This window comes from Paenibacillus sp. An7, from assembly GCF_009870785.1.
Classification (GTDB): Bacteria; Bacillota; Bacilli; order Paenibacillales; family Paenibacillaceae; genus Paenibacillus.
In genome coordinates this window covers 1-26,050 of sequence record NZ_WTWX01000024.1, presented here as the reverse complement: position 1 = coordinate 26,050, position 26,050 = coordinate 1, and the positions used below count along the sequence as shown (strand labels likewise).

Here is a 26,050-nt window from a genome sequence, read left to right as displayed (position 1 = left end):
ATTCTCCTTCTATTATTGTTACATCCGAAGCAACAGTTTATAAAGATAGTCGTCATCTTTCTCATAATGAAGCACACATACATGATCAAATGGAATGTGACTTTTCATTAAAGTTGATAGAGCAAGAAAAGGAGCAGCACTCCATCTGGTCTTCTCGTAGTATATGACCTCATATGACGAGTCAATAAAAGTAGCAAGGGAAGGATGAGCAAGAAATAAAACATCCTGGACCGATACCCCTTTTTCCTTTAGAAATTCATCTACGTTGGCATGAAGTTTGTGTTTATCCAAGCTTCCGATATGACCCATATGGATATCTAGAATATTTCCTTTGCTTCCCTGATGATTATCAATTAATAGTACAGCCCCAGTATCCACACAATCTACTCCCTGCAACTCATCCATTTTGTATGCTAAAGAGGTTTGATCCATTACAAGAAGAATAGCTTTCTGGAAAAGATGCTCCTCCAAATATTGCCTAATAATGTGCAAGGCCATAAAAGGAGAAGCAAACCCCATGTCATTAATGGCAAAGTTTAAAGAATTGCCCCCATATCGATCCATTAAATAATTAACGATGGAAATATCAGGTCTAATATTAGGGAAACTATACGCCATAACAAATAGATCAACCTCATTTATTACTTGCTGCCATCTTTCCTCATCAAGTAATGCAGCACCCATAATATGGTATGAATTATTGTTTCCTTTCTTTAACCGCTCATAATCAGGAACCATTTCAAATCCTGATAATAAATCATAATGAAATTGTTCTAGTTCAGGGTGTTCAAAGGGGGGATGCTTTAAATCAAACTCCTTTACGGATAACTGCTGGATGCCAAGAACCATCTGATTAAACCACGACTAGCTGTCGTTCAATATAATTTGTTAATGAGCCAACTGTATTGAATACATCGGGATCCAGATCATCAGGGTCGATTTCCAATCCCTCAATCCGCTCTTCCAAGGTCATCAGTAACTCTAGTACTGAGGTCGAATCCAGGTGCAGTTCATCAAAAAGAGATGTCGTAAGATTGATCTGGAGTTCCTCTTTAGTATTAAGAACTTCGCTTAATGCACCTTTAATTTCATCTAAAAAATTGTTTGCGTTCATTGATCAATTCCTCCTCATTAAAATATATTTTTATACAACAGGAAACTCTTGTTGGACTTCAACAAGATGCTGCTTTCCAAGAAGGTCACTAGGCGTATCCCTATCTCTGATAAGATGTGCCTTTTCGCTCATCACAAGGACCTCTGCCGGATATCCATGGCTTAAGAAATGTGTGGGTGAAGCTGTTGGTCCGTATGCTCCCGAATGGAACACTCCTATCAAATCCCCAGGAAACAATTTGGGGAGAGAGATTTTCTTAGCAACGACATCATTTGGTGTACACAGTGGCCCGGTAATGTTATAGACATCTGTTACCTGTTCCCCATATCGGTTCAGTACAGCAATTGGGAAATTGCGTTTTACATAGGAACCTATCCCTACAGCTGCCATGTGACAATTTGTTCCTCCATCAGTAACAGCAAATGTTTCCCCATAGGATTCTTTTAAATAAAGCACTTTGCTTACCAATAAACCTGATTTTCCCACCAAATACCTTCCCAATTCCATAATGAGGCGTGTTTTAGGATGACTATTTTTAAAGGATGAGATGATTGGATTCAAACATTTGGCTAGCTCTATAATATTGAGTGATTCCTCACCTTCAAAATAAGGAATGCCTAGTCCCCCGCCAAAATCAACCATTTCGAGATTTATTCCCAATGCTTCCTCAATTCGCTCTGCCAGATTAAGAATTTGGCTAGTATTTTCTACTATTGGTTCTATCTCTAGCATACGCGTACCCATGTATACATGGATGCCCATAATTCTGATATGAGTATACTTGGACAGCAATTCTGGATTGTCTAATATAGCTGCTTCATCGATACCAAACTGCCGAGGTTTCCCCCCCATAGTAAGTCTTGATCCTTTGACCGAAAATGCGGGATTGATACGAAGAGCAACGTTTGGTTTAAGATTGTATTTTTGCGCTAAGTCATTAACTATTTCGAGCTCTTGAAAGGACTCGCAAACAATTGCGTATATGTTGTGTTGAAGACAAGCCCTAATTTCTTTCTCACTTTTCCCTGGTCCGAGAAAAATGATATTTTCTGGACTTGTGCCGGCCTTAATGCTTGTTAATAGTTCAGAATGAGAGCATACTTCGGCACATGCACCCAAATTCCTCAAATAGTTGTAGATTGAAATGTTTGGATTAGCCTTAAGGGAATAGAATATCTCTACTGAATCATGAATTGCTTGACGCAGCTCTAAATATACTTCCTCAAGAATGTTTGCATCATATAAATAAAATGGAGTTCCGAACTTACTTGCTATACTTGAAATTGTATGGTTTTGAACGGTATATTCCTGACTCAATGCTTTTCTGCCTCCCATTCCTTCAGCTTACTTTCAATTGATGCATCCAGTTCAAATAGTGCTTCCAGAGAATCCGCCACCAGCATGCCATACAATCTACCGGTGAAAAGGGCCCCTGGCTCCTTAAAGGCCGCATTTACTGTTGCAAAATTATTTATTAAAAGCCCTTGTTCTTTCATTTGGTTATAATTTAGAGTAGAGAGCATTTTTTTCAATTTGTCATAAGGGAGATAATCCTTAAGTTTCATCGTATATTTCTTAGCAAGTCCCCATTTCCCTGGACCAATCAATTGATTCTGGATATTAATTTGGTATGTTGACATATTAAACCTAGCATTAATCTCAAGATTGGGGTACAAATTCCCATCTAGGTCTAAAATAGCGTCTACACCTACCATCCCGAAATAACCATCTTTATACATGGCCATCCCAATAGCCTCTGCTGATTCTTTTAGCGTTTGAACCTGCTTATTTGACAACCTAGAAGGCATGACATGCCCCTGATGTACTCCTTGCTTGACCAGAGATTCTTTAACGCAGATGAACTCAACCTGTCCATTACGGTCAATCAGAAACTGATAGTTCAAATCACAGATTTTATCGATCCACTGTTCCAAAACATAATTTATTTTTCGGGTTCCCTTTTTACTAGCCTGCCGCTCCAACATTTTCAGCACCTTGTCGAAACGCTGTCTATCTGATATTACGGTAATCCCTTTTCCTGAAACTCCAAGTGCATCTTTCATGACAATGAGATTACCTTGATCGAGCAAATGAGACATCTCATTAAACCCATCCTTAAGCTCATCAATAGTATTGCATTCCTTACCGTAAATCTGACGTATCCCAAGTTGCTGGTTAAGCCTTCGAGAGTATCCTTTATCATTGACCTGCTGAAAAACATTAGAGCTAGGAACTGCAAGCGGGATACCAACGCGCTGAGAAAGCTCCTCCTCCTTGGATGAAACGCCGAAAGGAACTAAATAAACCTTTCCATGCTCTCCAATTTCCCGAAGCCTCTTCAAGGTGGCTTCACAGTTTAATATATTTTCTGTTATATTTAACTTAGGGGTGTTATTTTCCATTGTTAAAAGCAGTGAGTACCCAAATCCAATATCCTGAGCATCTGCAATTAGGTGTGGATCAGGTTTTTCTTTTAATAATACATAGTCACCTTGACCCGCTAGAAAAACCCCTAGTTCTTCCATGCGGTTGACAATCTCTGTAGAGTTACCCACAGAAATCGAAGGTAGTTTTAAGGTATTATCCTGATTCCATTGCTCTTCTACTTCAAAATTGTTGATATAGATGAAAACAGATTCAGGGCTACCTGTCAGCGCCTGCTTAAGCTTAACCGAGAAGTTGTGCGTTAACTCTTGTGTCATCTTGCTCATCGGTACTGCCACCTTTGTATTAATTTTTCATAATGGCTACACTGAACGTTGCACCTAGTCCAACGGATACTAGTAAATAATAATCTTCTCTTTGTATTTTGCTCTGAAGTAAGGCCTCTTGGAGATTTATGAATGGATCGGAACAAAAGCAATGTCCTAACGTAGCGACGTTGTCTAAATAAATTCGATCTAAAGGAAAACTGAGTGTCGTTGCAACTTTTTTCCATGATGAAATGTTTACGTTATGTGGAATGATCCAGGAAATGTCCTGGATGGACAGTCCAGCTTCTTGCAAGGTATCCTCAATGACTCTACATAAAGTAGGAACATATATTTCCTGAAATTCCTTCAATGTCTCTTCATCACCTGTCAACACATTGCAAAACTTTCCGATTGTATGGTGTTTACTGTGTACGAGCTGATTTCCTTTATCTTTTAAACCAAGTAATACGGCTGCAGAGGCTTCACCCATTACCGTAGTATTCGGTATAAATTGCACCACAGGACTGAATGTTTTTTCACCTGTTAACAATAATACGTGTTCGTTTTCTGACATGGAATTGAGTAAACGTTTAGCAATATCGATTGCCATAATGCCCGTTGCGCAATTTTGCTGTGTAAGTGAAAAGATGACAGCATGTTCAAGATCATATTTAATTTTTAATTCTCTGATTACATTCACGTTATAAGGAAATATCTCCTGAATGGTGTGACAATAAATTATATATTTTATGGAAGTTAAGTCTAAATCCGGGTCAACGGTTATTTGTTCAAAAATCCTGTCTAACAAAAAAAAGAGATTACCTTGCTGATCTTTACGGATTTGTTTTAATCCGTGTATTTTTTCAAGCACCTTAACTTGTGCTTTTTTTAAACTGAGGTGTTCATTAAGTTGCTGAATCTCCAATGTTGTCTCTGGTATATATGTCCAAATTTTTTTGATAAATATCATGTTACGATTATCACCTCGTAGCACTTGGCCAGAAGAAGTAATGAGGAGGATAGGGAGAGCTTTTCTCCGTAAAGCTCTCCCTCCTACTACAATAAAGAAACCTGGTATTAATATTTGAAGTATAATGCTTAGGCACGAGTAGCTAAATCAGCACGAGTAGCTAAATCAGCGCGGGTAGCTAAATCAGCGCGGGTAGCTAAATCAGCGCGGGTAGCTACATCTGCGCGAGTAGCTACATCTGCGCGAGTAGTAAAATCTGCACGAGTGGCTACATCTGCACGAGTAGCTACATCTGCGCGAGACTCAACCTCTCGCTCTTTGTTTTTCAACTGCTCAAGTGTAATCGGTGTCGCTTTGATTTCCATTTTTATCTCCTCCTTTCGTGTGATAGGCCCATTGTACATCCTTATTTTTACTTTTTAAACTGTAAATGGGGGTAAATGGTTATAAACCATCGCAAATGAATTTTTGAAAGGGCTGAGCTGATCAACATGCTAGGACAAAAAATACGAGAAATCCGAGAACAAAAAGGGTTATCCCAAAAACAACTTGCCGGTGAAGAAATGACGCGGGCATACATAAGCCTTATAGAAAAAGGAAGAGCCATTCCTTCTTCACGCATGCTCCGTATAATAGCTAAAAGATTAGGAAAGCCTGTGGAGTACTTCCTTGGTAATGAAAGCGAGGTAAGCGGGGTTCAAGAAGAAATTACAGAGGCTTTACTTGACAAAGCGCAACTACGTTTTAATGAAGAAGACTATGATTCCTGCATCAGAATGACCAAACATCTGCTTACATTAACCAGATCAGATCAAGTTAAGACAGAGGCATATTTACTCATTATTAAAAGCTACAATAGAAGTAAACAATATTCTAAAGCATTCGAATATGGGGAATCTTCTGAATTTTTGTTTACTCGCTCCGGTGACCGCAAACTACTTACACTCTTTTATCTTGAGATGGGCAAAGCGGCAATTTATATGGAGTCTTATGTTCAGGCTCGTAAGCTATATCAACAAGCATATACCTATAGCAGTAAACTTAAAAATTTGCAGGATGAACATATTGCTTCCCTTACCTTCTTAGCTACATCACATCTAGAACTTGGTGAAGTTCAACAAGCAATAGAAATATATATTAAAGCAGAAGAAGAAGCAAAAATGGCGGGAAACCTTGAAGTCTACGGCGAAATTGCAATGGGGTTAGGAAAGGCGTATTTTAGAGCGGATCCGATGTCCTCTGAAAGTCTCTACTGGACAAAAAAGGCCGTAGACTGCCTTAAACAAGGGGACAGCGAATCTTATGTTTTTGCGTTACATAATCTCGCCGTTATTATGCTAAATTCAAACGAAAAAAAAGAAGCCCTTCGTCTCCTCCATGACTGTGCATCCATTTATGATGAACGTAACATGCCGGATAAGAAAGCTTCTATACTTGAGGAAATTAGTAAGTTGCATTTAGAGGAAGGTCAAACAGAAGAAGCTGAACAGGTGTGCAAAACAGCGATTCGTTTGCTTGATATAACAGATAACGGAGTACAGCGCGCTCGTCTATATAGGTTAATGGGAGCCATATACCATGAGCAGACCAACACAGAGCTTGCTTACTTTTTTCTTAGAATGAGTTACGATCTTTTAAAAAGGTTAAATGCAGGAAGTGAGGCAGAATCAAGCTATAAGCTTCTAGAGCTCAGCGAGCGCAAAGATGCCATGGGTTATTATGATTACAATCAATATTTAAAGTAATGATCAATTATTTACAGTATTTGGGTCTAGGAGAGTTTAAATCATTTTTCTCAATGCAACTTATTATACCAAAACTGTCTATTTTTTCATTACTAAGATAAAAGAAGGAACTTCCTGCATTTACTGTCAATCCAATAATTATCGCCAATACAAAATTATTTAAAGAAAGCAATTTACTTTTTTTCATGCTATCTCACTCCTTACTCTTTTTCTTAAGTTTAATATGTTTTACTATATTAAATGAAGTTGTAAATTCTCATTTACCCCTTTTTACCCTTTAGGTAAAAGGAAAATTCTATAAATTATAATATGTTGACAGACTTGGCTATTCTTTCTGTCAGCGTCATTCATACGTTGATCTCAAGGCAAATTCATTTGTCTTTGAATATGATCATCAACTTCACCTAAAACACTCTCCACTGTTTGAAAAAGAGATATGCCCTCTTGACTATTTTGACTCACTTGCTATAAATTTGTTCTCAATATTCTGACTGCATCATCACTATCTCAATATAAGTTCGCAATGCTGAAATATTATGTTTTATTATCATATAGTTCATAGTCCGAATTATATGCATATGTTAAATAATATGAAAAAATATAAAACACAAGGACTTGTGAAGGTCCTTGTGTTTTTAGCTAGTATTGTTTTACTGATAAATTTTGGGTTCTTCTCAACATTTTCTTCAAACAGTGAGGTATGCCTTATATATTTCCGAACCATATAATTAGATTATGACGAGAGTGCTTCATTATCGATCTTTCATTTTTTCCTAGCATGGCAGCAGTTGTCGCAAACCCCGAACGTAAACTATGTCCCGAATTCATCTTCATTAAGACCTACTACATCAATATATCGCTTCACTATAATAGCAACCGCTTTATCAGATAAAATCTTTTAAGCTCAAAAACTTTTCTTATTTAACTTCACTAATATATGCGTTGATGCAATCCTCTTCATAAGTAACAGTTACATCATAACCATTAGCAGATACATGATGAAACTTTCCCTTAACTGCACAAGCACTGATTATAGTACGTTAAGATATCGGCCAAGTTAGTATGATAAAAGAAACAAAAGAGCTACGATTGCCAACTGAATTAAATAAAACTTAATTCAAGAAAAATGTCATTAAATCATCATTGTTTTTTAGAATCTTATGTTCTTCAACACCAATTTCTCGTGCTAATTGAATTGAAGCAGCAGCCAATGTTGCTTTATTCGCATGAACGTCAAACGCTGCATCAATTAGCGTATTAAACCTTGCATATGCCTTATCAATTTTTTGGATTATCTTATAATAATCACTATCTACTTTCGCTAATAATCCTGCCATATAATCGTCCATATGACGCTTGAATGCCTCTTCTTTCTGACCTAGTTTTCCTTTAGCTATACCCCAAACTAAATTTGTGGTTACTGTACCGATAATTGCTCCAAGTACAGGGATTGGTATAAGTGTTTGGCCCATTGCACCACCAACTGCGGCAATACCTGCTTCTAAACATAAGATTTGGCCTTGTGTTACAACTTCATCTAAGTCAATTTTACATTTTTGGTAATTTACTAAAAGGGAAGTAACTCCCATTGCGGCACTCGTAACTGCTCCTGCGAATGGAGCCGAAAGCGAAGTTAAATTCGTCATACCATAAATTGAAGCAGCAGTAACTCCGGCTTTTGTACCCGTTTTTACTGATTCTAAACCGACATCTTTCCAGTCTTCCGTTGTAAAATCGAACAGCTTCGTACCAGACTTCACTTTTGAGTATATATTCACACAAGCGCTCACAGTTGTACTAATTACTGCGGCAGTACCCGCTACCTTCATTCCTTCTCTAAATGAAGGAGCAGCATTTATATGTACTGATTCTCTATTTTGATCAGCTTTCTCATCAATCTCATTTAATATTTGTTGATTGTCATGTACCATTTGTTCTTGGTTTTTTTGAAGAGTATCGTGTACTTTTCCTATCTGTACTTCATCGTAATTTGAGATAGATTGTTTTACAACATCATTAAATGGACGTCCAGTTAAACCTTCAATTGTGTCTATTTTTTTTAATATAGATCTTATTGACTTTTCACTTAGATTTGTAGGGTTTTGACCATTGCTTAAACTTTGTATGATATCGTATTGATCTTTTGGAATTATATAGTCTATTGTCTTATCTTGGTATTTGTTGAAATGTTCTAATACACTCGACAGTGATTTACTTGCTCCATTAATGAATTTGGATTGTGTTTTTACTCCTTTTAGAAAAAAATCTGTGGCTGCTGTCCTCCCTACACCATTGAAAGTTGCGACTTCCGCTTGACCATTAAAAGCTGCTTTGGCGTTCCGGATATATACTTCAAGGTACTCAGCTATTTCGCCATGTTTTGTCTTGTTAGAGCCTAGGATGTTTTCAGGTGAATTTAATATTTGGCGTATTTTCGCATAATTTTGTAATGCATTTTCAAAATTCTCATTTTGAATTTGTTTCTCTTTTAATGAGTTACTTATAATATATTCTAAATCTTTAGCAACCGATTGACTTTTCCAAAGATTAAATCCCCCGACGCCTGCTGCAATGAAAGAATCGTTCCAAACAGTCATATTACTTCCCTATTTCCTTTATAAATAATTTTGATAAGGAAGAAGTATTATTAATTATTGCTATTAACTCTTTCCCTTGGTCTGATGAATATTGTTCGAACGAAGTAATGTTTTCTGCAACATTCTTAAAATTTGTGATCATTCTATATAATTCACTCGTCAACTTTTTAGTTATAGAAGTTAACTCAACGATTTCGTATTGAATGGCTTCAATTTTGCGACGCTCTTTTATAATTTCTAATCTTTCTTTATCAGCTTTTATTGCAGCCTCTTTATTTTTCTTGTTTGCGAATACGCCACCTGCTACTAAACTTGCAGCACCTATGCCCCAACCAATGGGACCTGCTAATGCTAATAACGCACTACCTGAAGCCATACCTCCACCACCAGCCGCCAATGCACCTCCACCAAGCCAAGCCAATGCTGCGTTTGTTGCAGCTACACCTGATAATCCTGATATAGCTGCACCAGTTGAAGCTGTTCCAAAAGTAGTAGCTATCGCCATTGCTGCTGTTGGTGCAAATGCTGCAGTAGCTACACCAGCTGCTACACCGGCTGCCGATCCACCTCCTGCAATTTTAATCATTAATTTCTCATCGTATTTAATTTCACTTAATGCTTTAAAACTATCAGTATTAATGCGAATAGCATCAAATTTCTTGTCAAACTCTTTCGGTGTATTAGCGATAGAGTTAATATAGCGTTCTACATTCTGGATAACTTCAAGTGCCGACGTTCGGGAATTATGTAGATTTAGCGCAACTTCTTGTACATTCTTCTGTGTTTTTTCATAATTTACTACTTCTTTTTTTAATCTTACTACTGCCTCTTTTTTTAATGAACTGTTCAACATACAATCACCTCAATTTTATAATTAGACAAACCCTAGATTGACAGAGTTTATATACTAAATCTGTAAGACGTGTAAGTATCTTGGATTCCTAAATTCTGAAATGCTTATAGAAGATGATTATATATGAGTGTGTCTATATAAGTGTCATCCATTTAAAAAAATAAACGCATCTAATGAGTGGGTATTTAGGGCTAGAGGTGAATCTCGACAATAGTCCTATCCGCCTAGAACAAATTATCAATAAATATAACTATTGTCAATTATGAATAAAGTATCTGGAATTTAAATGCAATAGAGGAGGACAAAGCTTGTCTAATTGGTGTAATATTTCTTCTCTGTTGATTTGTTTGACTCTGTAATTAGTTATAATTAAGAAAAAAACATTCCACTTAAAATGGCTGTTTTTTCTCTCATAATAAAACTTACAGTTCTAAGACTATTCTCTCAGGTGCATAATCTTAGATAAGTTAACTTATCCAAGTCCGATTCCCGTTCATAGGATATTTCCTTGAGCATATTCAACCTTCTAGTTCATAAAATTATGCAAATTCGTTACCACGATCAAGGTATCTATTTAAAATGTTTGAACAGGGTACTGATAGGAGATTACATCTAGCATTAATGGCGATGTGCAGCGGTGTTTTCTCGAACCAAAAACTCTTCGTAAATCAAGGAATAGACTGGTTAACGAAACCTTAGACTGGCCTTGCAGATCATAACGTATAGATTGAGTAGTGGATCATCCTTATCTGTTAGTTTATAAAAAAATGAACTTGTTATTTGCTTACTATTATAGAAAAAAGCATAAAAAGTTCTGTCTCTCATTGTTTCATAAACATAAAAGCTACCTTGCATAAAAATGACTAGAGTGAATATTTATGCTTAACTTGATTTTTATTTGAAAGCTACTTAACTGCTTAATAAAAGGATTTTAATATGACGATAAGGAAGTAATGGGCATAAAATGTTACTGGGGAGGATTCTATGGAAACTGCCATTCTATTTGATCAGAAGATAGATATCGCTAAGGAATGGAGAAAAGAAGAAGCAGAAGGATCTTCTAGGAGTGCAATCCTTCATTTACTAGAAGAAAAATATCGTATTCATTCTCGTAAGAAAAGCTTTAGTTGTCAGTGTTGTAGTCAGCAGGTCATTTTAGTCCTTCGAGAAGAGTCTCCTCATTTTCGCCATGAAGGCAAACGCTGTCCTAGTGCGGACAACTACGAGAAGTATATCCGTCGTGTTAATAAACAAGAGAGTACTCAAATACATCGAATAGGTCGCACGATTCTTCGTACCTATCTCGAAGGACAAGTAAAGACTCATGGAGTTCGCGTTGAAGACGGATATATGTATCGATCCATTCTTAATATTGTTCCGGATTATATATTGGTGTTTCCTTCTGGAGAGAAGTGGGCTATCGATTATGTGACAGGATCTAGAGAAGATGAGTCTTATAACAACTATATTCAGAAACGGACAGTAGCTTACCTGGCTGCTGGCTTTAAACCATATTATTTTATAGATGCATCTTGGATAGCAGAGGTACCCAACCGATCAATGATTTCGTTGTATCTGGCAGAAAGTCAAATGAAAGTCCACTCGTCTATCGATCAAGACTGGAGTGAATTTGTTAATGAGTTTATAGAAACGTTTGGAGAGTCTTTTGTGTTTCGTGAAATGTTTGGTGTAAATAATAAAACGTCTATGGTTCAGAATTATAAAGTGTTTAGTTTAGCTTATGTGGACCCCACTGAAGGAAAAGCATGGATTCAAAGGTTTACTCCTTCAAATAATAAATTTGGTTATAGCATATACTGTGCAGCAATACCCTTGGAAAAGGCTGTTTCTCTTTCAAAGGAAGGAAATGAATTTCAGTGGTGGGCAGATGACGAATCCGAGGCTATGAGCTTGTGTTTGAACAGACTCAGTATAAAATATCAGCATGAGGTTGAGCAAAAAAGTGGGCTGTTTCAAGAAGAAAATCATACAGATTCTCAACTTGTGGTTGCAGCAACTTCTAGCAAACATAAATATGAAGCCAACACTGCTTTAGTTTCTGTTGAGGACCTTTCATCTTTAATTGATGAAATTTCAAACGGTATATCGGTTGAGCTAGCACAGGAGATTATTGAGATTTTACGTGTGAGTAAGGCTCGCCTTTCAAAAGAAAGCATCGAGAAAATTCGGCATAAAGCCAGATTAGTAATGGGTCCTATCCGAAATCCGAACCCAATCTCTCCAGGTTTGCGACAGGCTATGATCGAGCTGGCCTTACTTTGAAAGAGAGATGAAGAAATATAAATTATAAGTCTTAACGAAAAATAGTGGTTTTATGCTCTATGTCATTACACAATAAATTAAATTGCATGGCAAAACTTTAGCTCGATAGGTAGGCCCTCTTCTTTGGTAGCAACTGACAAAACTCTGGCACCGCGATGGGTCCATTTATCTTTGCAGGTCTCTTGATGAATCCTTCGTATGTAGCCTTAGAATCCTTTCAATTCTCTTCCATCGTTTTACTTCCTGTGAGGTGTAAGCGACGGACAGAAACAAGACGACTTGGCAGTGAACTTTCCGCCTTAGTTGCCACTCCTTCCAAACATTAAAAATAAAAGTTTCATAATTAGGTCTTGTAAGCTGTGTGACTCTTTGCATAGGTTCAACTGAACGTGCTAAATCAATTGTTGCGGAGAGTATTTTAAGGGGATCTTATCGCCTAAAAGTAGTTATTAGAAACTTCGATAAGAAGTTTACATAATCACGGGGGGTTGAGAATTCTCTCTAAAATCAGCTTGATTCTTTTTCTTTTCTGGTTCAAAATGCCTATATAGGTAATTTTAGTTTTTGAATCTATCATCTTAGTATTGACCACTACATAAATGTGCTTTTGGAGGGCTAACAATGTCAGAATTATTTACTGGTTTAACTGAAATGTTCTTAAGACGTAATCAACAGTTTACGCAACCTATTTACGTATCAGAGAGTGCAACAGGTGACATGGAATTTAAAGAAAGTAATGGAGAAGTACTTGGCGAAATTCATAGTGGTGTTTATCCAGGACAATATGAAATGTCACTAGGTAATGAAACAGCAACCATTACAGAGAACGTTATGGGTGGTAGTAAAATTGATTTCGGGGGTACAGATGTAATTAATAGTGTTGATAATATATATGGTGGTGAAAATTTCAATAGTTATACTGACGTGGTTGGTTATACAAAGCCCAGCCCTATCGATGGCGGAATGGATTTCTTTAATGGGAATTATGAAAAAGTTGCAAATATATCTAATCCTGATCAGTTTGGAACCATGGATTTCTCACTCTCTACCCCCTCTCTAGATACAAATGTATCTGACTTTGTATTTCCCGACTTTTCTCTAGTTGACCAAACATATGATTTAAGTTTGGATACTGCTGTAGATGGTGGAGACACGATTACAGATATTTTAGATATGATTACAGAATGGATTTAAGTAGATGAGTACGATTGCTGAGACAGATAACTCACCACGTGAACAGTTTTATGAATTACTCGATTTATTTGACAAAGAATTTTTACCAGATGTATCTAGTGAGATCAGTGCATTTGTTTACAAAATGCGAAATCATAAATTCGACTTAATCGAGGAACTAATAAACAATCGAATTAGACCGATAAATGATTTAGTTAAACAAGGAGATCCCAAGTTAGACCGTAAAGCGAGATTCATGCTCTTCATTGAAAAACTAAAACCGAATGATTTAGCAAAAGACCTGGAGAAAATGTTATCCCTTGATCAGTTATTTGACGAGTATGAACGATTTATTAAGAGGTTAGGTTCAAAAGAATATGGCAAAGCTCTTTTAAAATATCAGCTTGATCCGCATTTGAAACTTTTTCTTAAATCAGAAATATATAAATTAGCTGATGAGCCTTTAAGAGTACTTAAGGAATATGCAAAATCAGTAGAGGATTTTGCAGCATTACTTGATAGGATAAGGAACAGTGTAGGAGAAAAAAGGTTTTTTAAAATAGGAGCTTCTATTCTTGGCGGAAGTGTTGGAGGAATTGCTGGCTCTCTCGCTGCTAGAGGAATCGCCTCTTTATTAATGAGCGATGAGGACAAAATTATTCGTTCAACAGATCGCATAGCAAATAAATATGATGAATACGATAATACACTTAGCAATCTACTAGTAAATTTTGAGTATGCCTATTTACATACGGTTGCCACGTTATTTGGTGGAACTTTGCTGCACTACGAGAGAGAAATACGGTCGGCGAATTTATATATCAATCAACTTAATATGCTTGAATTTAACTTCACGATCTGTTTAAGAGAGCAACAGCTTAAGGAAGTAAAACTTTGGGCTAAAAGTTCTATTCATGAAATCAAAAGTTATATAGCAAAGAAAGACACGACTAAAGCACTCGAAGCCTCAAATAAGTTTTACCAGGTTGTTCAAAACAATCCTGTTCTTAAAATGGTGGCATTCGGTGAAAAATTTAGTCTGATTTATCTAGCAAACCTATACAAGTATTCGGCACTTGTTCTGAAGGCTAATGAACTTAAATCAGAAAACGAACTTTCATTTTTAGGGATGATTACCGAAGTTTATAAGCAAATGCCATATATGGTCCATGACGAAGACTTAAAAGCACTTGGTGTTACAGAGCAGACAGATATTCTTTTAGAATGGATTCAGCTTTGTTTCAAACACAACAAGGAAGATCAACTTACGGTTCTTTTAGATTATGGACAAATTATGTTTGGACGAATTTTAAAATACGAGTTTTTTAGTGGTGAGCTTACAAGAGAGAACTGTAAAATTGATTTAGAAATCATATTATATATACTTACTACTTTCGTAGAAGAAAAACAGCACTATACACATCCCATAATGGAGTTATATCTAGAAATAAAGTATGCCCCAAGTATTTCTTCTTTAAGGGAAATGGAAAGAAGATATACTGTATTTAAGCGTAATGATAAATTTCATAGTTATATTAAAAAAGTGTTCTTTCCACTTATAGCCGGAAGAACAGTTAGAATAATAAAAATTTCACTATTGCCTCTGTATAACAAAAAAACAAGAGGAATCATACTTGCTGTCCTTCTTCTTATATTAGTGGGAGGGTTAGGGTATTCACAGCATGAGAAAATACAATCGGGAATGACTTCGTTTAAGCAAACTGTGAAAGATTTTCCTTCAGTATTTATCAAAAAAGCTGAAATTCGTTATCTAACGATAACAACATCTCAAGCCAACGTCCGGTCTGACCCTTCCCTTGATTCAGAGTCCCTCTATATCCTTAATCAGCAGGATCAGCTTGAGTATGTAGACGAGCAGCATCAAGATATTGATGGGCGCCTATGGTATAAAGTTCTTCTTCTTGATGGACGAATTGGGTGGATTAGCAGCAAAACGGTGCAGTGGAATTAATAAACGTTATAGACCTTTTCTAATCATGTTCCCTGTAATTTCTATTATTAAAAGTCTTCACTGACGATAAACGATAAAATAAATCTTATAATTAGCAAGAGATCTCGCCATGTTACTTCTGAAGTAACGATGGCGAGATCTTTTTTTCTTTATCATGACAGAGATTATGGTGGAACACGCAAAAGCTTACATGAAGCGTACACAAACAAAGCGTTATGTTTGCGTCTATTAAGATGCGACACATTGCGAGTTGGGGGACTCGTGAAGATGGTTCTAAGAAAGTCTTAACGTACGCTATGCACCAACCGAGTCGGCCTAGGTAAGGAAAGAACTCCTAAGCCTCATAAAAATAAGAGGGACTAACGTGGTTATACAAACTAATAAGATATCCGACTGGATTATCCTATTAGTTGCATTGCTACTAGAAGTATTTAAATAGAGTATTATAAATAGTCTATTTGAACGCAAACTACTATCTTAGAATGCTCCTTTTATAGCCCAATATCTGTTGCTGCATTTTCTTCAAACAGTGAAGTGTGCCTAATATATTTACGAACCATATAATCCGACTTATGACGAGATTGCTTCATTATCGATCTTTCACTCTTTCCTAGCATGGCTGCAGTTGTCGCAAACCCAGAACGTAAACTATGCCCTGAATAATCTTCTTCATTAAGACCTACTACATCAATATATCGTTTCACTATAATAGCTACTGCTTTATCAGATAATCTTTTTTCAGAAACTTGCCCATGTCTATTAATAGATCTAAAAATAGCACCCTCGGATATATTCGCTGCATCTAACCACTTATTAATAGCATGAACTGGACAGGTATCTTGATTCTCTCCGTACGGAATAGCTACTACTTCTTTTTTTCCTTCTTGATTCGTCTTTGAAGTCTTCAAAGATATCACAATTCCTTCTTTAACCGGTTTAATATCCTTTACATCAATACCTACAAGTTCACTTCTCCGAAAAGCACCTGCAAATCCAAGTAAAAGTAATGCTCGATCCCTTATACCTAAAAGCCGATCAGGTATTACCTCCAGAATCTGCTTAAGTGTATCTAGGATTATAGGATCTTTTCCTTTCTCTTCTGTTCCGATTGTACGTTTAATACCAGCCCAAACCAAACGAATCTTATTGCTAGTAGGCGACTCATAACCCGCAGCCGTGTGGGCTTGGGTAATTGCGCTTATCCTCCTTTGGATTGTGCTTGCTTTATATCCGTCTTTAGCAAGACTCGTAAGATAGAGCGCATAAGCCTCCTCTGTAGTAGGTAACGAAGGTAATCTAAAGTTTTCGCACCATGATGTGAAATGTCTCCAATCGGATTGATAAGAACGCACAGTATTTTTCGCTTTTGCATTAGAGACATATGTATTTGCCTCATCCATAAGAGCATGCAATACCTCGCTTGCTTCTTGTATTCTGCTATCCTGATCTCTGGCTAAGGAAAAACCATTACTATGTATATTGTCGTTCATTATTTATCACCTCTTATTTCTCTCATTCATCTTTTACTTTACTATTATTACTTCTCTTACCTCTTCATCATTTCATTCTCTCTCTTCTCCCTCTTTTTTCTTTCAATCCTAAGTTCCGATACGTTTATCTTATCGGAACTTAGAAATCTATCGTTATTATACCATCTTTCAACGCGCATTTCATGCTATATCCACCTCATTTTTTATGATATAGTTATACTAAATATAACGGTAAACCGGTAAACTATACGATATATCAAGGGTTTACCGGTTTACCAAAAGGAGAATATAGGATGGCTAAAGATGATGTAAAATCATTTAAAATGAATAGTGATTTTAAAAAATTAGTAAATGAGAAGATCGCAGAATCAGGTATGGAAGGCGCTGAGTGGCTCAAAACACTTATGACTTTAGAAACACTCCATAACATTCGTGAAACGAATCCAGAGCTGGAGTACGATTTAAAAGATCTAGAAAAACACATGAATATTATTTTCAATTTATTTATCAGGGTTTATCAGCGCGGAGATACGGCGGTAAGTGAGAGTAAAGAGGAAGCTAAAAAGTTAGTTGAGGCTTCAAAAAATGAATTGAATGACCTTAAAGATGAGGTAGCAGAACTGACAAAAGAGAACAAGAAATATACTGAGGAGTTACAGCGGATTATTTTAGAGAATAAAGATCTTCAGGTGAAAATGAATCAGCATGTTAAAGCAGCAGAAACCTTGGAAGTAATGAACCGTCTTTTAACTGATAAAAATCGTATGCTGCAAAAAGATGTAGAGTCATATGAGGGACTAAAAGTAGAGAATGAGCAAATGAGAGTTGAAATGCAGAAGCTGAAGGATAAACATATAGAGGATATGAAGTCTTTAGAGGAAACCATGAGTAAGCAAAAAGAGGAATTTAATCAAAGTAAAAAAGAATATGAGATGCAAATTAGAGAGGCTGAAGAGAAACTAGACCGGAAGGAATTTGAATTCAAACAAATTACGGAGAACTTAAAACGAGAACATGCTTTATCTTTGAAAGAAGCCATATTAGAAGAAAAAATGAATTGGCAAGAAAAAATTCAAAAAATATATGAATTAAATAATGTAAAGAAACAAGAAAATAGTAATGAAGCAATAACAGGGAAGGAAGAAACAAATGAGGCTTAATGAGTTGTTCCATTAGATCTAATCCACACTATGATTTGTTATCGAACTTCATATTCATTTAAAGCGAGAATACAAGAAATGCTAGAATCTGATGACTGCGAACGCCTGAAATCTTTCCAAAAGCATTGTGTGGAGTTAGAAATCAAATGCTACTATGGAGATAAGTAAATATTGACCCATGAATAGAAGAGTGGCAGCGGATCAACATAGTTAGCTGTTCTTAACTCAAGAGCCTCAAAGTAAAGTTGTTCATTAGATATAGCTTGTTGTTATTCCTTACTTTTTTGTTTTCTAATGGATGCTATCTTTTTATTAATACTTGCGATTTCACTTTCGATTTTCTCCCTTTTTTCTTTTGAGGAAGGAAAGGCATTTTCACCTAATCGAAACTTACCACGAATTACCTTATTATTTTTCGTCCTCATGATCTCTACCCCTTTATGGTAATAGGATCAGTATTTACGAATTTATGAAAACTAAACAAAAAAGGAGCCCTACTAGGCTCCTTTTTTGTTTAAATGGTACTATTTATGATCTACCTGCAAGAGTTGTAAGTCTGATAAGACTCTCTTCTTGTTCAATTAGTAATTTATCCAAGTCTTCCCGCAGTTCTTTTGTACGGATCATATTCATTTCTGCGGAAGTCCATGCCCGCGCGCTCTGTTTTTGGATTCGGTTAATATTTTTAGTAATGGCTTGCAATCGTTCATTACTTGCTTTGAGTCCTTGAGTCGAGCGTTTAGTTGAAACATTAGTTTGCAACATGGCGGCGTCCCTCCTTATTTATAAGTCCTCTTTCATCTAGATGCATACAAATTCCTTTAATATAGCGATACATCTCTTTTGTCTCTATTATATCATTCATATTCATATTTGTAGACTCATAGTGAAAATTATATATCAGTATTCTTTTTGATGGCAACTCAATCCAATAACTAGCAACAGTCCTGCCTTCACGATCACTGGTTGCATATTCAATTGTGTTTTCTCCTTGTACCAATTTAATAGAAGAGTAATGTTCATAATCTGAATCATATATGTCTATTTCTCTTGGGGTCTCGGTTGTCCCCAGCTCGCAAAGTCTACGTAATAAAGTCTCTTCTAACTCAAATAAAGAAAAGTCTGTCACCACTCTAAGATCAGAAGTGTTGAATAATCGGTCCTCAGTGCGAAGGCGGTATATCGTGCTAATCGCGTTATTAAAACCATCTTCGTTGACCTTAGCAAGCCGCTGCAGAAGCTTGATTTGCTGGTCAAGCTCATTTATCCGCTCTTCCATTTCTTTTAAATTATCATCACTTGATTGTACGGAAACCTTGAGATCTTCTATAATACCTCGATATCGTCTGTTCATATCTTTGTGTTCAGCGACCACTTCATCAAGGTTATTCTCTTTGTACATGAGCTTTACCCATTCTTGAGCATCTTTAAAAGTTAACTTATGTTCTTTGAAGTAAGGAAGAAACATGTTGTATTCCTGACGCTTAAATAGCTTGTATGCATTTGAGTTAAAATAGGGATCATTAAGGTTTAGCATACGCATCAAATTTGCGACCATCGACATTAACAAAGAAATGGCGATAACTCCATAAGCTATTGCGGGCTGCCAAGCGGGTAATTGCAGATTTAACGTTCCGGAAATACCCCATACACCGATTAAACCCAAATATGTAATCCATGTTTGCCATTGGTTCGAGAAGAAAGAGAATACTGTATTTACACTATCCTCCGGAACCTTTTTATAGCTTGTTCCGATTAGTGATCGAATCAACCAAATTCCAACCCATCCCTGGGCTTCACTAAAACGATTACGGCCCTTTAAAAGAGGAGCATCAAAGTTTCTCTCGATTAAATTTAGCCAAAAAAGCATCTCGCTTCGTTTTTCTGGATCTTTATCTTCACCAGGCAAAGATAGTACCTCCCTTAATCTAAAATCTACCATATTGTAGCATATACTTATAAATCACAGCTTGATTTTTTGAACTCTACTAATTACACAGATAACAAAGATCCTCCATGGAGATTTAACTTTTGTAATGGGCTGTTTAATAGAAAAGATAAGTGGTCTACTTCTCTCAGGATCTCTGTAATTGAACATACTTGAAATCCATTATTCTATTATGAAGACTTCCTCATCATCGATAATACATCGTCTTCCCTCTATCTTTACAGATAATACATATGCCATTCTGTATGTGCTTGTAGTGAGTCTTCCCGGTATCATCGCAGCGGGAATTGGATTGATGACGATTTTACTGGCCCACTACTGTGAGAATGTGGGATTGTCCAATGAGAAGTCTTTATGTTTCTATAAGACCTTGGGTATGGTTTCATCAGTAGTTCAGATTTATGTTTGTATAATTTATCCAATTTTGCAGGATCAGGCTTTTCTACGACAAAGCGATGATCAAAAGACGGCCGCGGATTGTACTCTTGACCAGCTTTACGAGATTCTATAAGTACAAAAATTTCCTATCCAGGCTACTGAAAATACTTGGTATCTAGTATAATCATAACTGGCGGTAGGGCTTACAGCGTAAGCTTCAAGGGAAAAATATGAAGAAGATAACGAAAAAAGCAAAAAATTGGATACAAACCAAAATAGCCCCCATTCGAACTGTTGGAAAGCAGATCATCAAATGGGTGGCTATACTTGGACCAGTGTTTTATGGACTTTACTGGGGTATCCGGTTGTTTGCATTGCTACTAGGATTCCCACTGTAAGATAAGAAAGACTCGGCAGAAAAGGCAAGTCCGGCCGTATACCTAGCTTTACTTGGCCGTTAAGCTAGGTATAAAAGACCGCCATAAATATGACCGCTGCACTGTAAGCTAGGAATGCCCCTGCCGGGGCTTTTTTATATTCTTATTCTACACTTAACCTGAATAATTCATACAAAACAAAAAGAACCCTTACTTTGGCCGTTAGGGTTCTTTTCGCCTTGGAAAAAATATGAAGATAACGGGAATTCCCGGTATTACCTTTAAGTTTACAATGACTAGTACTCGGCTAGTAATGACTAACTTAACTTCATTTTAGAACTACAAGTAGCGATAGTCAAGAGTTACGGGCTAAAAAGAGCCTTCCTTAAATCAATTAAAATTCTAATCATTATTGAAAACTCTACAGGAGAGGCGGGGTATCTTTTTAGCATAAAACTCATCAGAATGCCTGGCGAGTTTTTGCTACCGACACCATAACTTCCTTTGTAGCTAAATGGTAAGTGAGCATCACCCACTTGCCTTTATACTCATATACCCAGCTGTAACTATCTTCTCTTTCAATATCGTCTGCAAACCCGATATCTAGCTGCTCTTCCTCATCGGGCACTAATTGAACAAACTTTTTATCCAGCGCTTTTCGTGCATAACCTTTTTGTCTTTCCTTCATCTCTATTCTCCCTCTCTTCATTTAGTTGGATAATCTATTTAAATGCACTAAATTCAAAGTTTTTACCTGCGGCTCGTTATTAGACGAAAAATCACAGCGTCTTACGCCCAACAATAGCTAGCATCCCCCCAGGCGAATCCATTCAGCTCATCCATCGTGAAATATAAAAACTCTATAAATGTCCTATTCCTGCTAACTCATCTTTAAAAAAAGGAACGATGACCTCGTTATACACATCAGAAGACAAAGCATGTATTTCACCCATCGTAACCGTCCATAGATGTACTTGACTTTCACTGTGGCATGCTAGTTTATTTAAAAACTTAATATCAAACCAGAACGTTTGGGCTGGATGAAATTCCCCGCCTACATAAGTAATACATAGCTTGTCTTCCTTTCGGTAAATGTCCGTTACGAAATTGGATTCATAAAAATCAGCCTCTAATCGGTATACCAATTCCTCTTGCATCCTGTGCCAGTACTGAGACTCTTCTTTCCCATCCAGTACTGTAACCTTCCCTTCTCCCTCACAGATCGGACAGTCTTCTGCTGAATTACATTCGCAGGTGCGTTCAACTGTCTGATACAAACTAGAAAATTTCACGGAGTCATTATTAAATATCATTTTCACCTCTCCTTTTCTTGTGCTACGTAGCACTCACTCTTTTGCCTACCGCATGGGATCAGGTCCCGAAAGGGCGTTTTTTCGCCTTTTGACGCGTAGCTTGGAAACAAGGGCATAGCGATATGATCAAGGGTTTCAGCCGAAAAGTTTTTTCATCTGCATTTTCTTGTAGAAAAAGAAAAAACTTTTCGGCCCCTTGAACATGCCGCTTTAGCGACTTAGCTTTCAGGAGGTGGAGAGGTGAAGCCAGAGGCTCGGCCTCCTGGAAGGTTAGTCGTTTTGCCCTTGTTACCATGCGGAAGGCAAAAGGCGTAAAACGCTAGAGCAAAAAAAGAACCGGCAGCTGCCGGTTCTCCCCTTTTCCTTCTCTATATCTCTTATCCTTTGCACGATGAAGGAGCGCAGCGGATCATGGTGCTTCACCTTGCGTGGCTGCTTGATGATAAGTGGAGCAGCGCGGAACATTCATGATGCAGCCATGCCTTCTCTGAACTACCCTCAAAATCCCTTAGCTTTTTGGCTCCGTGGCGCGGTGTTAAGCGACAGACAGGAACCTAGAGCGCTTTAGCCAAGACGACTTTCCGGCTTAGGCGCTCTCGTTATCGACTGAAGTAACCCGCCAGCGGTGCGTATCCGCTCTTTAGCGGCGTAGCCGTTTTAGAGCGGGTAGCATCAGCCCACTTCACTAATTACTTAGTGAAATAAACGAAATGAATTATCCAGACTAATTTTCTTCAAAAGATCAAAAGAGGAAAGCTACCACTAGCTGCTTTATTCCACTCCCTCTTAATATTTCACACTCTTTATGTAGAGATGATCTTAAAGCTGCTAACTCTTTTTACTTCCCTTATATATCAACTCTTCATATATTTAAAATCCCCCAGCTACTTAACAAGTCTCTCCCATAACCAATACTGTCTATATCTTTGCCTTAATATGTAGAATAGATAAACTAATACCGGAGCTTATTTACGATCCTTTTTCCACTCTAACGTATGGAGAGACTTCAAAAGTGTGGTTAAGTTCAATTCGTATGCGATATATGTGTGCGTTCTATTATGAATTTTTCATATATTGTATAAATCATATGTTTTGGAGGTTGAATACACTAATTTCAGACCCGTGGCTAGTAGCTCCTTATAACCATTTCGTCACAATTTCATAGTCCTTTCTATAATTTATTGACCATCTATCAGTTTTCGCTGTAAAATATAGTAAATATTTCTATAAAATTGACGAGGAGAGACATTAATGAATGTACATCATCCCTATAAAGAGCCCTTAGACTTGGACACTATTGTGAATTTGATGCAAATAAATTATGCAGTAGAAAACTGGGAAATGGTTTTATCCTTGTCAGATGAGCTAATGACTTTAGCAAAAAAAATTCACAAAGAACTTGTTGAAACGGGGACTACTACTCATTCCTTTAAAGATCATATCGTTTATTATTTTGGATATAGTCATCTTATGAATGGTTTATCATATCAAAAATTGGGCGAATTTGATAAATCTAGAGAGTACATATCATTTTATGCTAATCTAGATTGGCTTACCGATTCGTCAGAAACAAGTAAGTATATCATTGAAAGTTTCAAATTTTTTGCATCAGCAAACGAATTGCAACTTGATATCTTAGAGGGTAAAAAGGAAAGGCTCTCAGAATATATAGAATTCCTAGATAAAAACACAGATCAAGCAATCCCAGGTTTAATTAACATCCTTCGCTCTGCTAATAAGTTCGACTATAATGTCGATTCCGTAGTTGATCATCTTTCTAGGAATGTAAAAGATGATTATGCTGTCTATACAGACAAAGTAAGAGCTTCACAATATCTATCTTACCAATACCAGCTTGCTCTCTATAACCATAAGAAAATGGATCATAAAACTGCCATAGACATTACTCTTCACATTCTTGTTTCTGCAGACAAACTGAGTAATGATAAATATTTTAAAAAAGCAGTTGCTTTATTTGAAATACTTAGAAGTTTTGGTAGTATTTCTCAGCTTAAAACATGCTATGATATTCTAAATAATATCATTATGAAAGGAGATCTTCCCAATGAAAAAGGCCATTCTTTCAACCATCATGGTGTTGGGTCTATTACTGCTTATAACTGATTTAAATTCTGGTATACAGCTACTTGACCATGGTGCAGATTTCAGACCTAGATAAATAAGTCTTACCTATCAACTATTCACACATTGAGTACCAAGGTGCTGTGAATAGTTTTTTATTCCAAAATTACGCTTTTATACACATCATCTTTTTGTTTTTTCCCAAAAGCTAAAAATCTTTTAGTTAATAATAAGTATTTTTATGAATTCTGATAGAATAGGATCTATTTTAAGACTACTAAAAATACTTGGTATCTAGTATAAACAAACCATTCATTACATGTTAAGCCGCCTCCGAAAGCGCTTCTTCTTTGCTTATTACCCGTTCTCCTTCTTCTGCAGAAACTCGATAATAATTTTCTTCCATACTAACTTAATCTGGATTTAATTCATTAATATAATTCAAGATCACTTTCTGTAAAGTCCTGCAATCTCTTGTGGCGATTTTATCTGTAGACTGATCTTTTAGACTATCAGTATATGAAATATATAACTCAATTTTCCGTGTAACTCCTTTTTTAGAATCATATGAATCTGCACTTGCGAATGATCCTTCTTTTGTTAACAAAAGTAAAGCGAACCTTTAAGGGCTGTTTCTCTTTTGTGAAAATCTTATTGATGAAGAACTGAGTAATAAGCTCAGCCCTGAAAAACGATTTCTCTATGATATTGCATGTATTTTTCATGCTTCTCATCAATTTCTATTGATACATTCTCGTTTATTCCAAATATCATACGCTCTTCTTTACTAATCGAGTTGGAAATTCTAATGACACCTTCATTATCGAAAGTTATATACCCTTTATCAAACAATACGTCATAATTAGGAGTCAATAATAGCCCATTGAATGGATCAAGACGTTCAAAATTATCACAATCTCTCCAAGGTTTAATATGAGATGCTCTAAGAAATTCCAATTTCGATATCCCCGTAATTGCACAGCCCTTCCAATATCTTATTAGATTTCTACGAAATTCACCTTGTCCTAACCTTTCTTGAATTATCCTTTCTTGCTGAGTTTCTGATTTAACATTTATATTTAAAGCATCTTTAATTTCCTGGAATATCTCCACATCATTTTTGGTCGCTATATCTATATTCCAATACCTACGCTGTCTTTTGTCTGGGTTAATATCATACTTGGCGCAATATTCCAGGTATAAGTCCTCTAAGTAAAAGTCTGGCAGTTCTGTACCCAACAATTTTCTTATAGCATTGTTGGTGCCCCCACCATTTTTCTCAATGTCTACTTGACTATGAACTTCGTAATTATTATTGAAATATCCCGCAAAACGGCTTGGAGAAAAGACTATTTCTCCATCAACTTTGCAAGCAACAAAACATATTCCCTTCCCTATAAGCTTCTTAAAAAAAACTAGCTCTTCTGGGTTATCAGTGCTTCTACAACTATGAAGATTTTCAATATTTGCTATTAGCTGATCCAAGTTCTCAACATACATTCAGCACACCTCTTATACACTTATTTACAATTATTATAAGTACACTTGAGAGATATGTCAGTTAATGATCTTATTCTTATACGTCTTTCGACTTATTTAGTAATTTCAATGCTTGGTCGTCGCTCAACCTAAATGATAAACTTGTGAATATCACAATCACCATGTAATCTCTGTCTTAAATGTCGTTCAATTTTAGATTAGGAATATTACACAGATAGGACAACCTTTAATTTTACTATGATATATTCTCCTATATGTATGTACTGTTGATCAAGATTAATATATACACTAAAACCTTAATTAGCTTTTTTATTTTTCTTGCTTTAACTCTGAGAGCGTAAAATATCTTGTGTAAATAGATAAATAGCAAAAAGGAAGACCTTTTCTTGTAGAATGAAGTTA

23 protein-coding genes are annotated in these 26,050 nt (G+C 36.4%); 7 read left to right on the top strand and 16 right to left on the bottom strand.

Annotation, left to right across the window (positions count from 1 at the left end; genetic code table 11):
* Nucleotides 1–18 precede the first annotated feature (18 nt).
* From GQY27_RS18665 to GQY27_RS18640, 6 genes are all read right to left on the bottom strand, one after another.
* The gene (locus GQY27_RS18665) at nt 19–849 is read right to left on the bottom strand and encodes a hypothetical protein (RefSeq protein WP_160036767.1); all 831 of its coding nucleotides are present in this window, start codon (nt 847–849) and stop codon (nt 19–21) included.
* A 4-nt stretch (nt 850–853) separates the two neighbouring features.
* On the bottom strand, nt 854–1,114 hold the full coding sequence (locus tag GQY27_RS18660; RefSeq protein WP_160036766.1) for an acyl carrier protein: 261 nt from the start codon (nt 1,112–1,114) through the stop codon (nt 854–856).
* Between the two features lie 30 nt (nt 1,115–1,144).
* Nucleotides 1,145–2,431, bottom strand: coding sequence for a diaminopimelate decarboxylase (lysA, locus tag GQY27_RS18655; protein WP_160036765.1), 1,287 nt, complete (start codon nt 2,429–2,431; stop codon nt 1,145–1,147).
* Nucleotides 2,428–3,825 carry a preATP grasp domain-containing protein gene (locus GQY27_RS18650; RefSeq protein WP_160036764.1) on the bottom strand — a complete coding sequence of 466 codons (1,398 nt, stop codon included), beginning with the start codon at nt 3,823–3,825 and terminating at the stop codon, nt 2,428–2,430. The genes lysA and GQY27_RS18650 overlap by 4 nt, the downstream gene beginning before the upstream one ends.
* A 19-nt stretch (nt 3,826–3,844) precedes the next feature.
* Nucleotides 3,845–4,777 (bottom strand): 3-oxoacyl-[acyl-carrier-protein] synthase III C-terminal domain-containing protein, encoded by a 933-nt coding sequence (locus GQY27_RS18645; RefSeq protein WP_160036763.1) that lies wholly within the window; start codon nt 4,775–4,777, stop codon nt 3,845–3,847.
* 128 nt (nt 4,778–4,905) lie between these two features.
* Nucleotides 4,906–5,142, bottom strand: a complete 237-nt coding sequence (locus GQY27_RS18640; RefSeq protein ID WP_160036762.1) for a hypothetical protein — start codon at nt 5,140–5,142, stop codon at nt 4,906–4,908.
* 126 nt (nt 5,143–5,268) lie between these two features.
* On the opposite strand from GQY27_RS18640, the gene GQY27_RS18635 reads away from it, so the two are divergent.
* Nucleotides 5,269–6,522, top strand: coding sequence for a helix-turn-helix domain-containing protein (locus tag GQY27_RS18635; protein ID WP_160036761.1), 1,254 nt, complete (start codon nt 5,269–5,271; stop codon nt 6,520–6,522).
* Between the two features lie 7 nt (nt 6,523–6,529).
* On the opposite strand, the gene GQY27_RS18630 is transcribed toward GQY27_RS18635, so the two are convergent.
* The 3 genes from GQY27_RS18630 to GQY27_RS18620 all read right to left on the bottom strand — a co-directional run bounded on the left by GQY27_RS18630 (nt 6,530) and on the right by GQY27_RS18620 (nt 9,972).
* The gene (locus GQY27_RS18630) at nt 6,530–6,709 is read right to left on the bottom strand and encodes a hypothetical protein (RefSeq protein WP_160036760.1); all 180 of its coding nucleotides are present in this window, start codon (nt 6,707–6,709) and stop codon (nt 6,530–6,532) included.
* A 925-nt stretch (nt 6,710–7,634) separates the two neighbouring features.
* On the bottom strand, nt 7,635–9,119 hold the full coding sequence (locus GQY27_RS18625) for a hypothetical protein (RefSeq protein WP_160036759.1): 1,485 nt from the start codon (nt 9,117–9,119) through the stop codon (nt 7,635–7,637).
* 1 nt (nt 9,120) lies between these two features.
* The gene (locus GQY27_RS18620) at nt 9,121–9,972 is read right to left on the bottom strand and encodes a hypothetical protein (RefSeq protein WP_160036758.1); all 852 of its coding nucleotides are present in this window, start codon (nt 9,970–9,972) and stop codon (nt 9,121–9,123) included.
* Between the two features lie 984 nt (nt 9,973–10,956).
* On the opposite strand from GQY27_RS18620, the gene GQY27_RS18615 reads away from it, so the two are divergent.
* The 3 genes from GQY27_RS18615 to GQY27_RS18605 all read left to right on the top strand — a co-directional run bounded on the left by GQY27_RS18615 (nt 10,957) and on the right by GQY27_RS18605 (nt 15,400).
* On the top strand, nt 10,957–12,255 hold the full coding sequence (locus GQY27_RS18615; protein ID WP_160036757.1) for a hypothetical protein: 1,299 nt from the start codon (nt 10,957–10,959) through the stop codon (nt 12,253–12,255).
* A 621-nt stretch (nt 12,256–12,876) separates the two neighbouring features.
* A complete protein-coding gene (locus tag GQY27_RS18610; protein WP_160036756.1) occupies nt 12,877–13,449 on the top strand; it encodes a hypothetical protein in 573 nt (190 codons plus the stop codon).
* A gap of 4 nt (nt 13,450–13,453) precedes the next feature.
* Nucleotides 13,454–15,400, top strand: a complete 1,947-nt coding sequence (locus GQY27_RS18605) for an SH3 domain-containing protein (RefSeq protein ID WP_160036755.1) — start codon at nt 13,454–13,456, stop codon at nt 15,398–15,400.
* A 491-nt stretch (nt 15,401–15,891) separates the two neighbouring features.
* Here GQY27_RS18605 and GQY27_RS18600 read toward each other — a convergent pair whose 3' ends face one another.
* Nucleotides 15,892–16,890 (bottom strand): site-specific integrase, encoded by a 999-nt coding sequence (locus GQY27_RS18600; protein ID WP_160036754.1) that lies wholly within the window; start codon nt 16,888–16,890, stop codon nt 15,892–15,894.
* Between the two features lie 293 nt (nt 16,891–17,183).
* Between GQY27_RS18600 and GQY27_RS18595 the strand changes: the two genes are divergently transcribed.
* Nucleotides 17,184–18,050 (top strand): hypothetical protein, encoded by an 867-nt coding sequence (locus GQY27_RS18595; protein ID WP_160036753.1) that lies wholly within the window; start codon nt 17,184–17,186, stop codon nt 18,048–18,050.
* A 269-nt stretch (nt 18,051–18,319) separates the two neighbouring features.
* Here GQY27_RS18595 and GQY27_RS18590 read toward each other — a convergent pair whose 3' ends face one another.
* From GQY27_RS18590 to GQY27_RS18580, 3 genes are all read right to left on the bottom strand, one after another.
* A complete protein-coding gene (locus GQY27_RS18590) occupies nt 18,320–18,475 on the bottom strand; it encodes a hypothetical protein (protein WP_160036752.1) in 156 nt (51 codons plus the stop codon).
* A 103-nt stretch (nt 18,476–18,578) separates the two neighbouring features.
* A complete protein-coding gene (locus GQY27_RS18585) occupies nt 18,579–18,815 on the bottom strand; it encodes a hypothetical protein (protein ID WP_160036751.1) in 237 nt (78 codons plus the stop codon).
* Complete coding sequence (locus GQY27_RS18580; protein WP_160036750.1) at nt 18,802–19,959, bottom strand: hypothetical protein; 1,158 nt, start codon at nt 19,957–19,959, stop codon at nt 18,802–18,804. Before GQY27_RS18580 ends, GQY27_RS18585 begins: the two co-directional genes overlap by 14 nt.
* Nucleotides 19,960–20,140: 181 nt before the next feature.
* Between GQY27_RS18580 and GQY27_RS18575 the strand changes: the two genes are divergently transcribed.
* Complete coding sequence (locus tag GQY27_RS18575; protein ID WP_160036749.1) at nt 20,141–20,509, top strand: hypothetical protein; 369 nt, start codon at nt 20,141–20,143, stop codon at nt 20,507–20,509.
* A 704-nt stretch (nt 20,510–21,213) separates the two neighbouring features.
* On the opposite strand, the gene GQY27_RS18570 is transcribed toward GQY27_RS18575, so the two are convergent.
* Both GQY27_RS18570 and GQY27_RS18565 read right to left on the bottom strand, forming a co-directional pair.
* Entirely contained in the window at nt 21,214–21,441 is a 228-nt protein-coding gene (locus tag GQY27_RS18570; protein WP_160036748.1) for a hypothetical protein, read from the bottom strand.
* 172 nt (nt 21,442–21,613) lie between these two features.
* The gene (locus tag GQY27_RS18565) at nt 21,614–22,066 is read right to left on the bottom strand and encodes a hypothetical protein (protein ID WP_160036747.1); all 453 of its coding nucleotides are present in this window, start codon (nt 22,064–22,066) and stop codon (nt 21,614–21,616) included.
* A gap of 1,251 nt (nt 22,067–23,317) precedes the next feature.
* On the opposite strand from GQY27_RS18565, the gene GQY27_RS18560 reads away from it, so the two are divergent.
* A complete protein-coding gene (locus GQY27_RS18560) occupies nt 23,318–24,190 on the top strand; it encodes a hypothetical protein (protein ID WP_160036746.1) in 873 nt (290 codons plus the stop codon).
* A gap of 636 nt (nt 24,191–24,826) precedes the next feature.
* Here GQY27_RS18560 and GQY27_RS18555 read toward each other — a convergent pair.
* Complete coding sequence (locus tag GQY27_RS18555; RefSeq protein WP_160036745.1) at nt 24,827–25,648, bottom strand: HNH endonuclease; 822 nt, start codon at nt 25,646–25,648, stop codon at nt 24,827–24,829.
* Nucleotides 25,649–26,050 lie beyond the last annotated feature (402 nt).

Coding starts and splice junctions, on each gene's coding strand:
- GQY27_RS18565 (WP_160036747.1), bottom strand. CDS start 22,066: ATGATATTTAATAATGACTCCGTGAAATTTTCTAGTTTGTATCAGACA.
- GQY27_RS18620 (WP_160036758.1), bottom strand. CDS start 9,972: ATGTTGAACAGTTCATTAAAAAAAGAGGCAGTAGTAAGATTAAAAAAA.
- GQY27_RS18635 (WP_160036761.1), top strand. CDS start 5,269: ATGCTAGGACAAAAAATACGAGAAATCCGAGAACAAAAAGGGTTATCC.
- GQY27_RS18600 (WP_160036754.1), bottom strand. CDS start 16,890: ATGAACGACAATATACATAGTAATGGTTTTTCCTTAGCCAGAGATCAG.
- GQY27_RS18640 (WP_160036762.1), bottom strand. CDS start 5,142: ATGGAAATCAAAGCGACACCGATTACACTTGAGCAGTTGAAAAACAAA.
- GQY27_RS18660 (WP_160036766.1), bottom strand. CDS start 1,114: ATGAACGCAAACAATTTTTTAGATGAAATTAAAGGTGCATTAAGCGAA.
- GQY27_RS18595 (WP_160036753.1), top strand. CDS start 17,184: ATGGCTAAAGATGATGTAAAATCATTTAAAATGAATAGTGATTTTAAA.
- GQY27_RS18605 (WP_160036755.1), top strand. CDS start 13,454: ATGAGTACGATTGCTGAGACAGATAACTCACCACGTGAACAGTTTTAT.
- GQY27_RS18615 (WP_160036757.1), top strand. CDS start 10,957: ATGGAAACTGCCATTCTATTTGATCAGAAGATAGATATCGCTAAGGAA.
- GQY27_RS18560 (WP_160036746.1), top strand. CDS start 23,318: ATGAATGTACATCATCCCTATAAAGAGCCCTTAGACTTGGACACTATT.
- GQY27_RS18645 (WP_160036763.1), bottom strand. CDS start 4,777: ATGATATTTATCAAAAAAATTTGGACATATATACCAGAGACAACATTG.
- GQY27_RS18665 (WP_160036767.1), bottom strand. CDS start 849: ATGGTTCTTGGCATCCAGCAGTTATCCGTAAAGGAGTTTGATTTAAAG.
- GQY27_RS18625 (WP_160036759.1), bottom strand. CDS start 9,119: ATGACTGTTTGGAACGATTCTTTCATTGCAGCAGGCGTCGGGGGATTT.
- GQY27_RS18555 (WP_160036745.1), bottom strand. CDS start 25,648: ATGTATGTTGAGAACTTGGATCAGCTAATAGCAAATATTGAAAATCTT.
- GQY27_RS18650 (WP_160036764.1), bottom strand. CDS start 3,825: ATGAGCAAGATGACACAAGAGTTAACGCACAACTTCTCGGTTAAGCTT.
- GQY27_RS18590 (WP_160036752.1), bottom strand. CDS start 18,475: ATGAGGACGAAAAATAATAAGGTAATTCGTGGTAAGTTTCGATTAGGT.
- GQY27_RS18630 (WP_160036760.1), bottom strand. CDS start 6,709: ATGAAAAAAAGTAAATTGCTTTCTTTAAATAATTTTGTATTGGCGATA.
- GQY27_RS18570 (WP_160036748.1), bottom strand. CDS start 21,441: ATGAAGGAAAGACAAAAAGGTTATGCACGAAAAGCGCTGGATAAAAAG.
- GQY27_RS18585 (WP_160036751.1), bottom strand. CDS start 18,815: ATGTTGCAAACTAATGTTTCAACTAAACGCTCGACTCAAGGACTCAAA.
- GQY27_RS18610 (WP_160036756.1), top strand. CDS start 12,877: ATGTCAGAATTATTTACTGGTTTAACTGAAATGTTCTTAAGACGTAAT.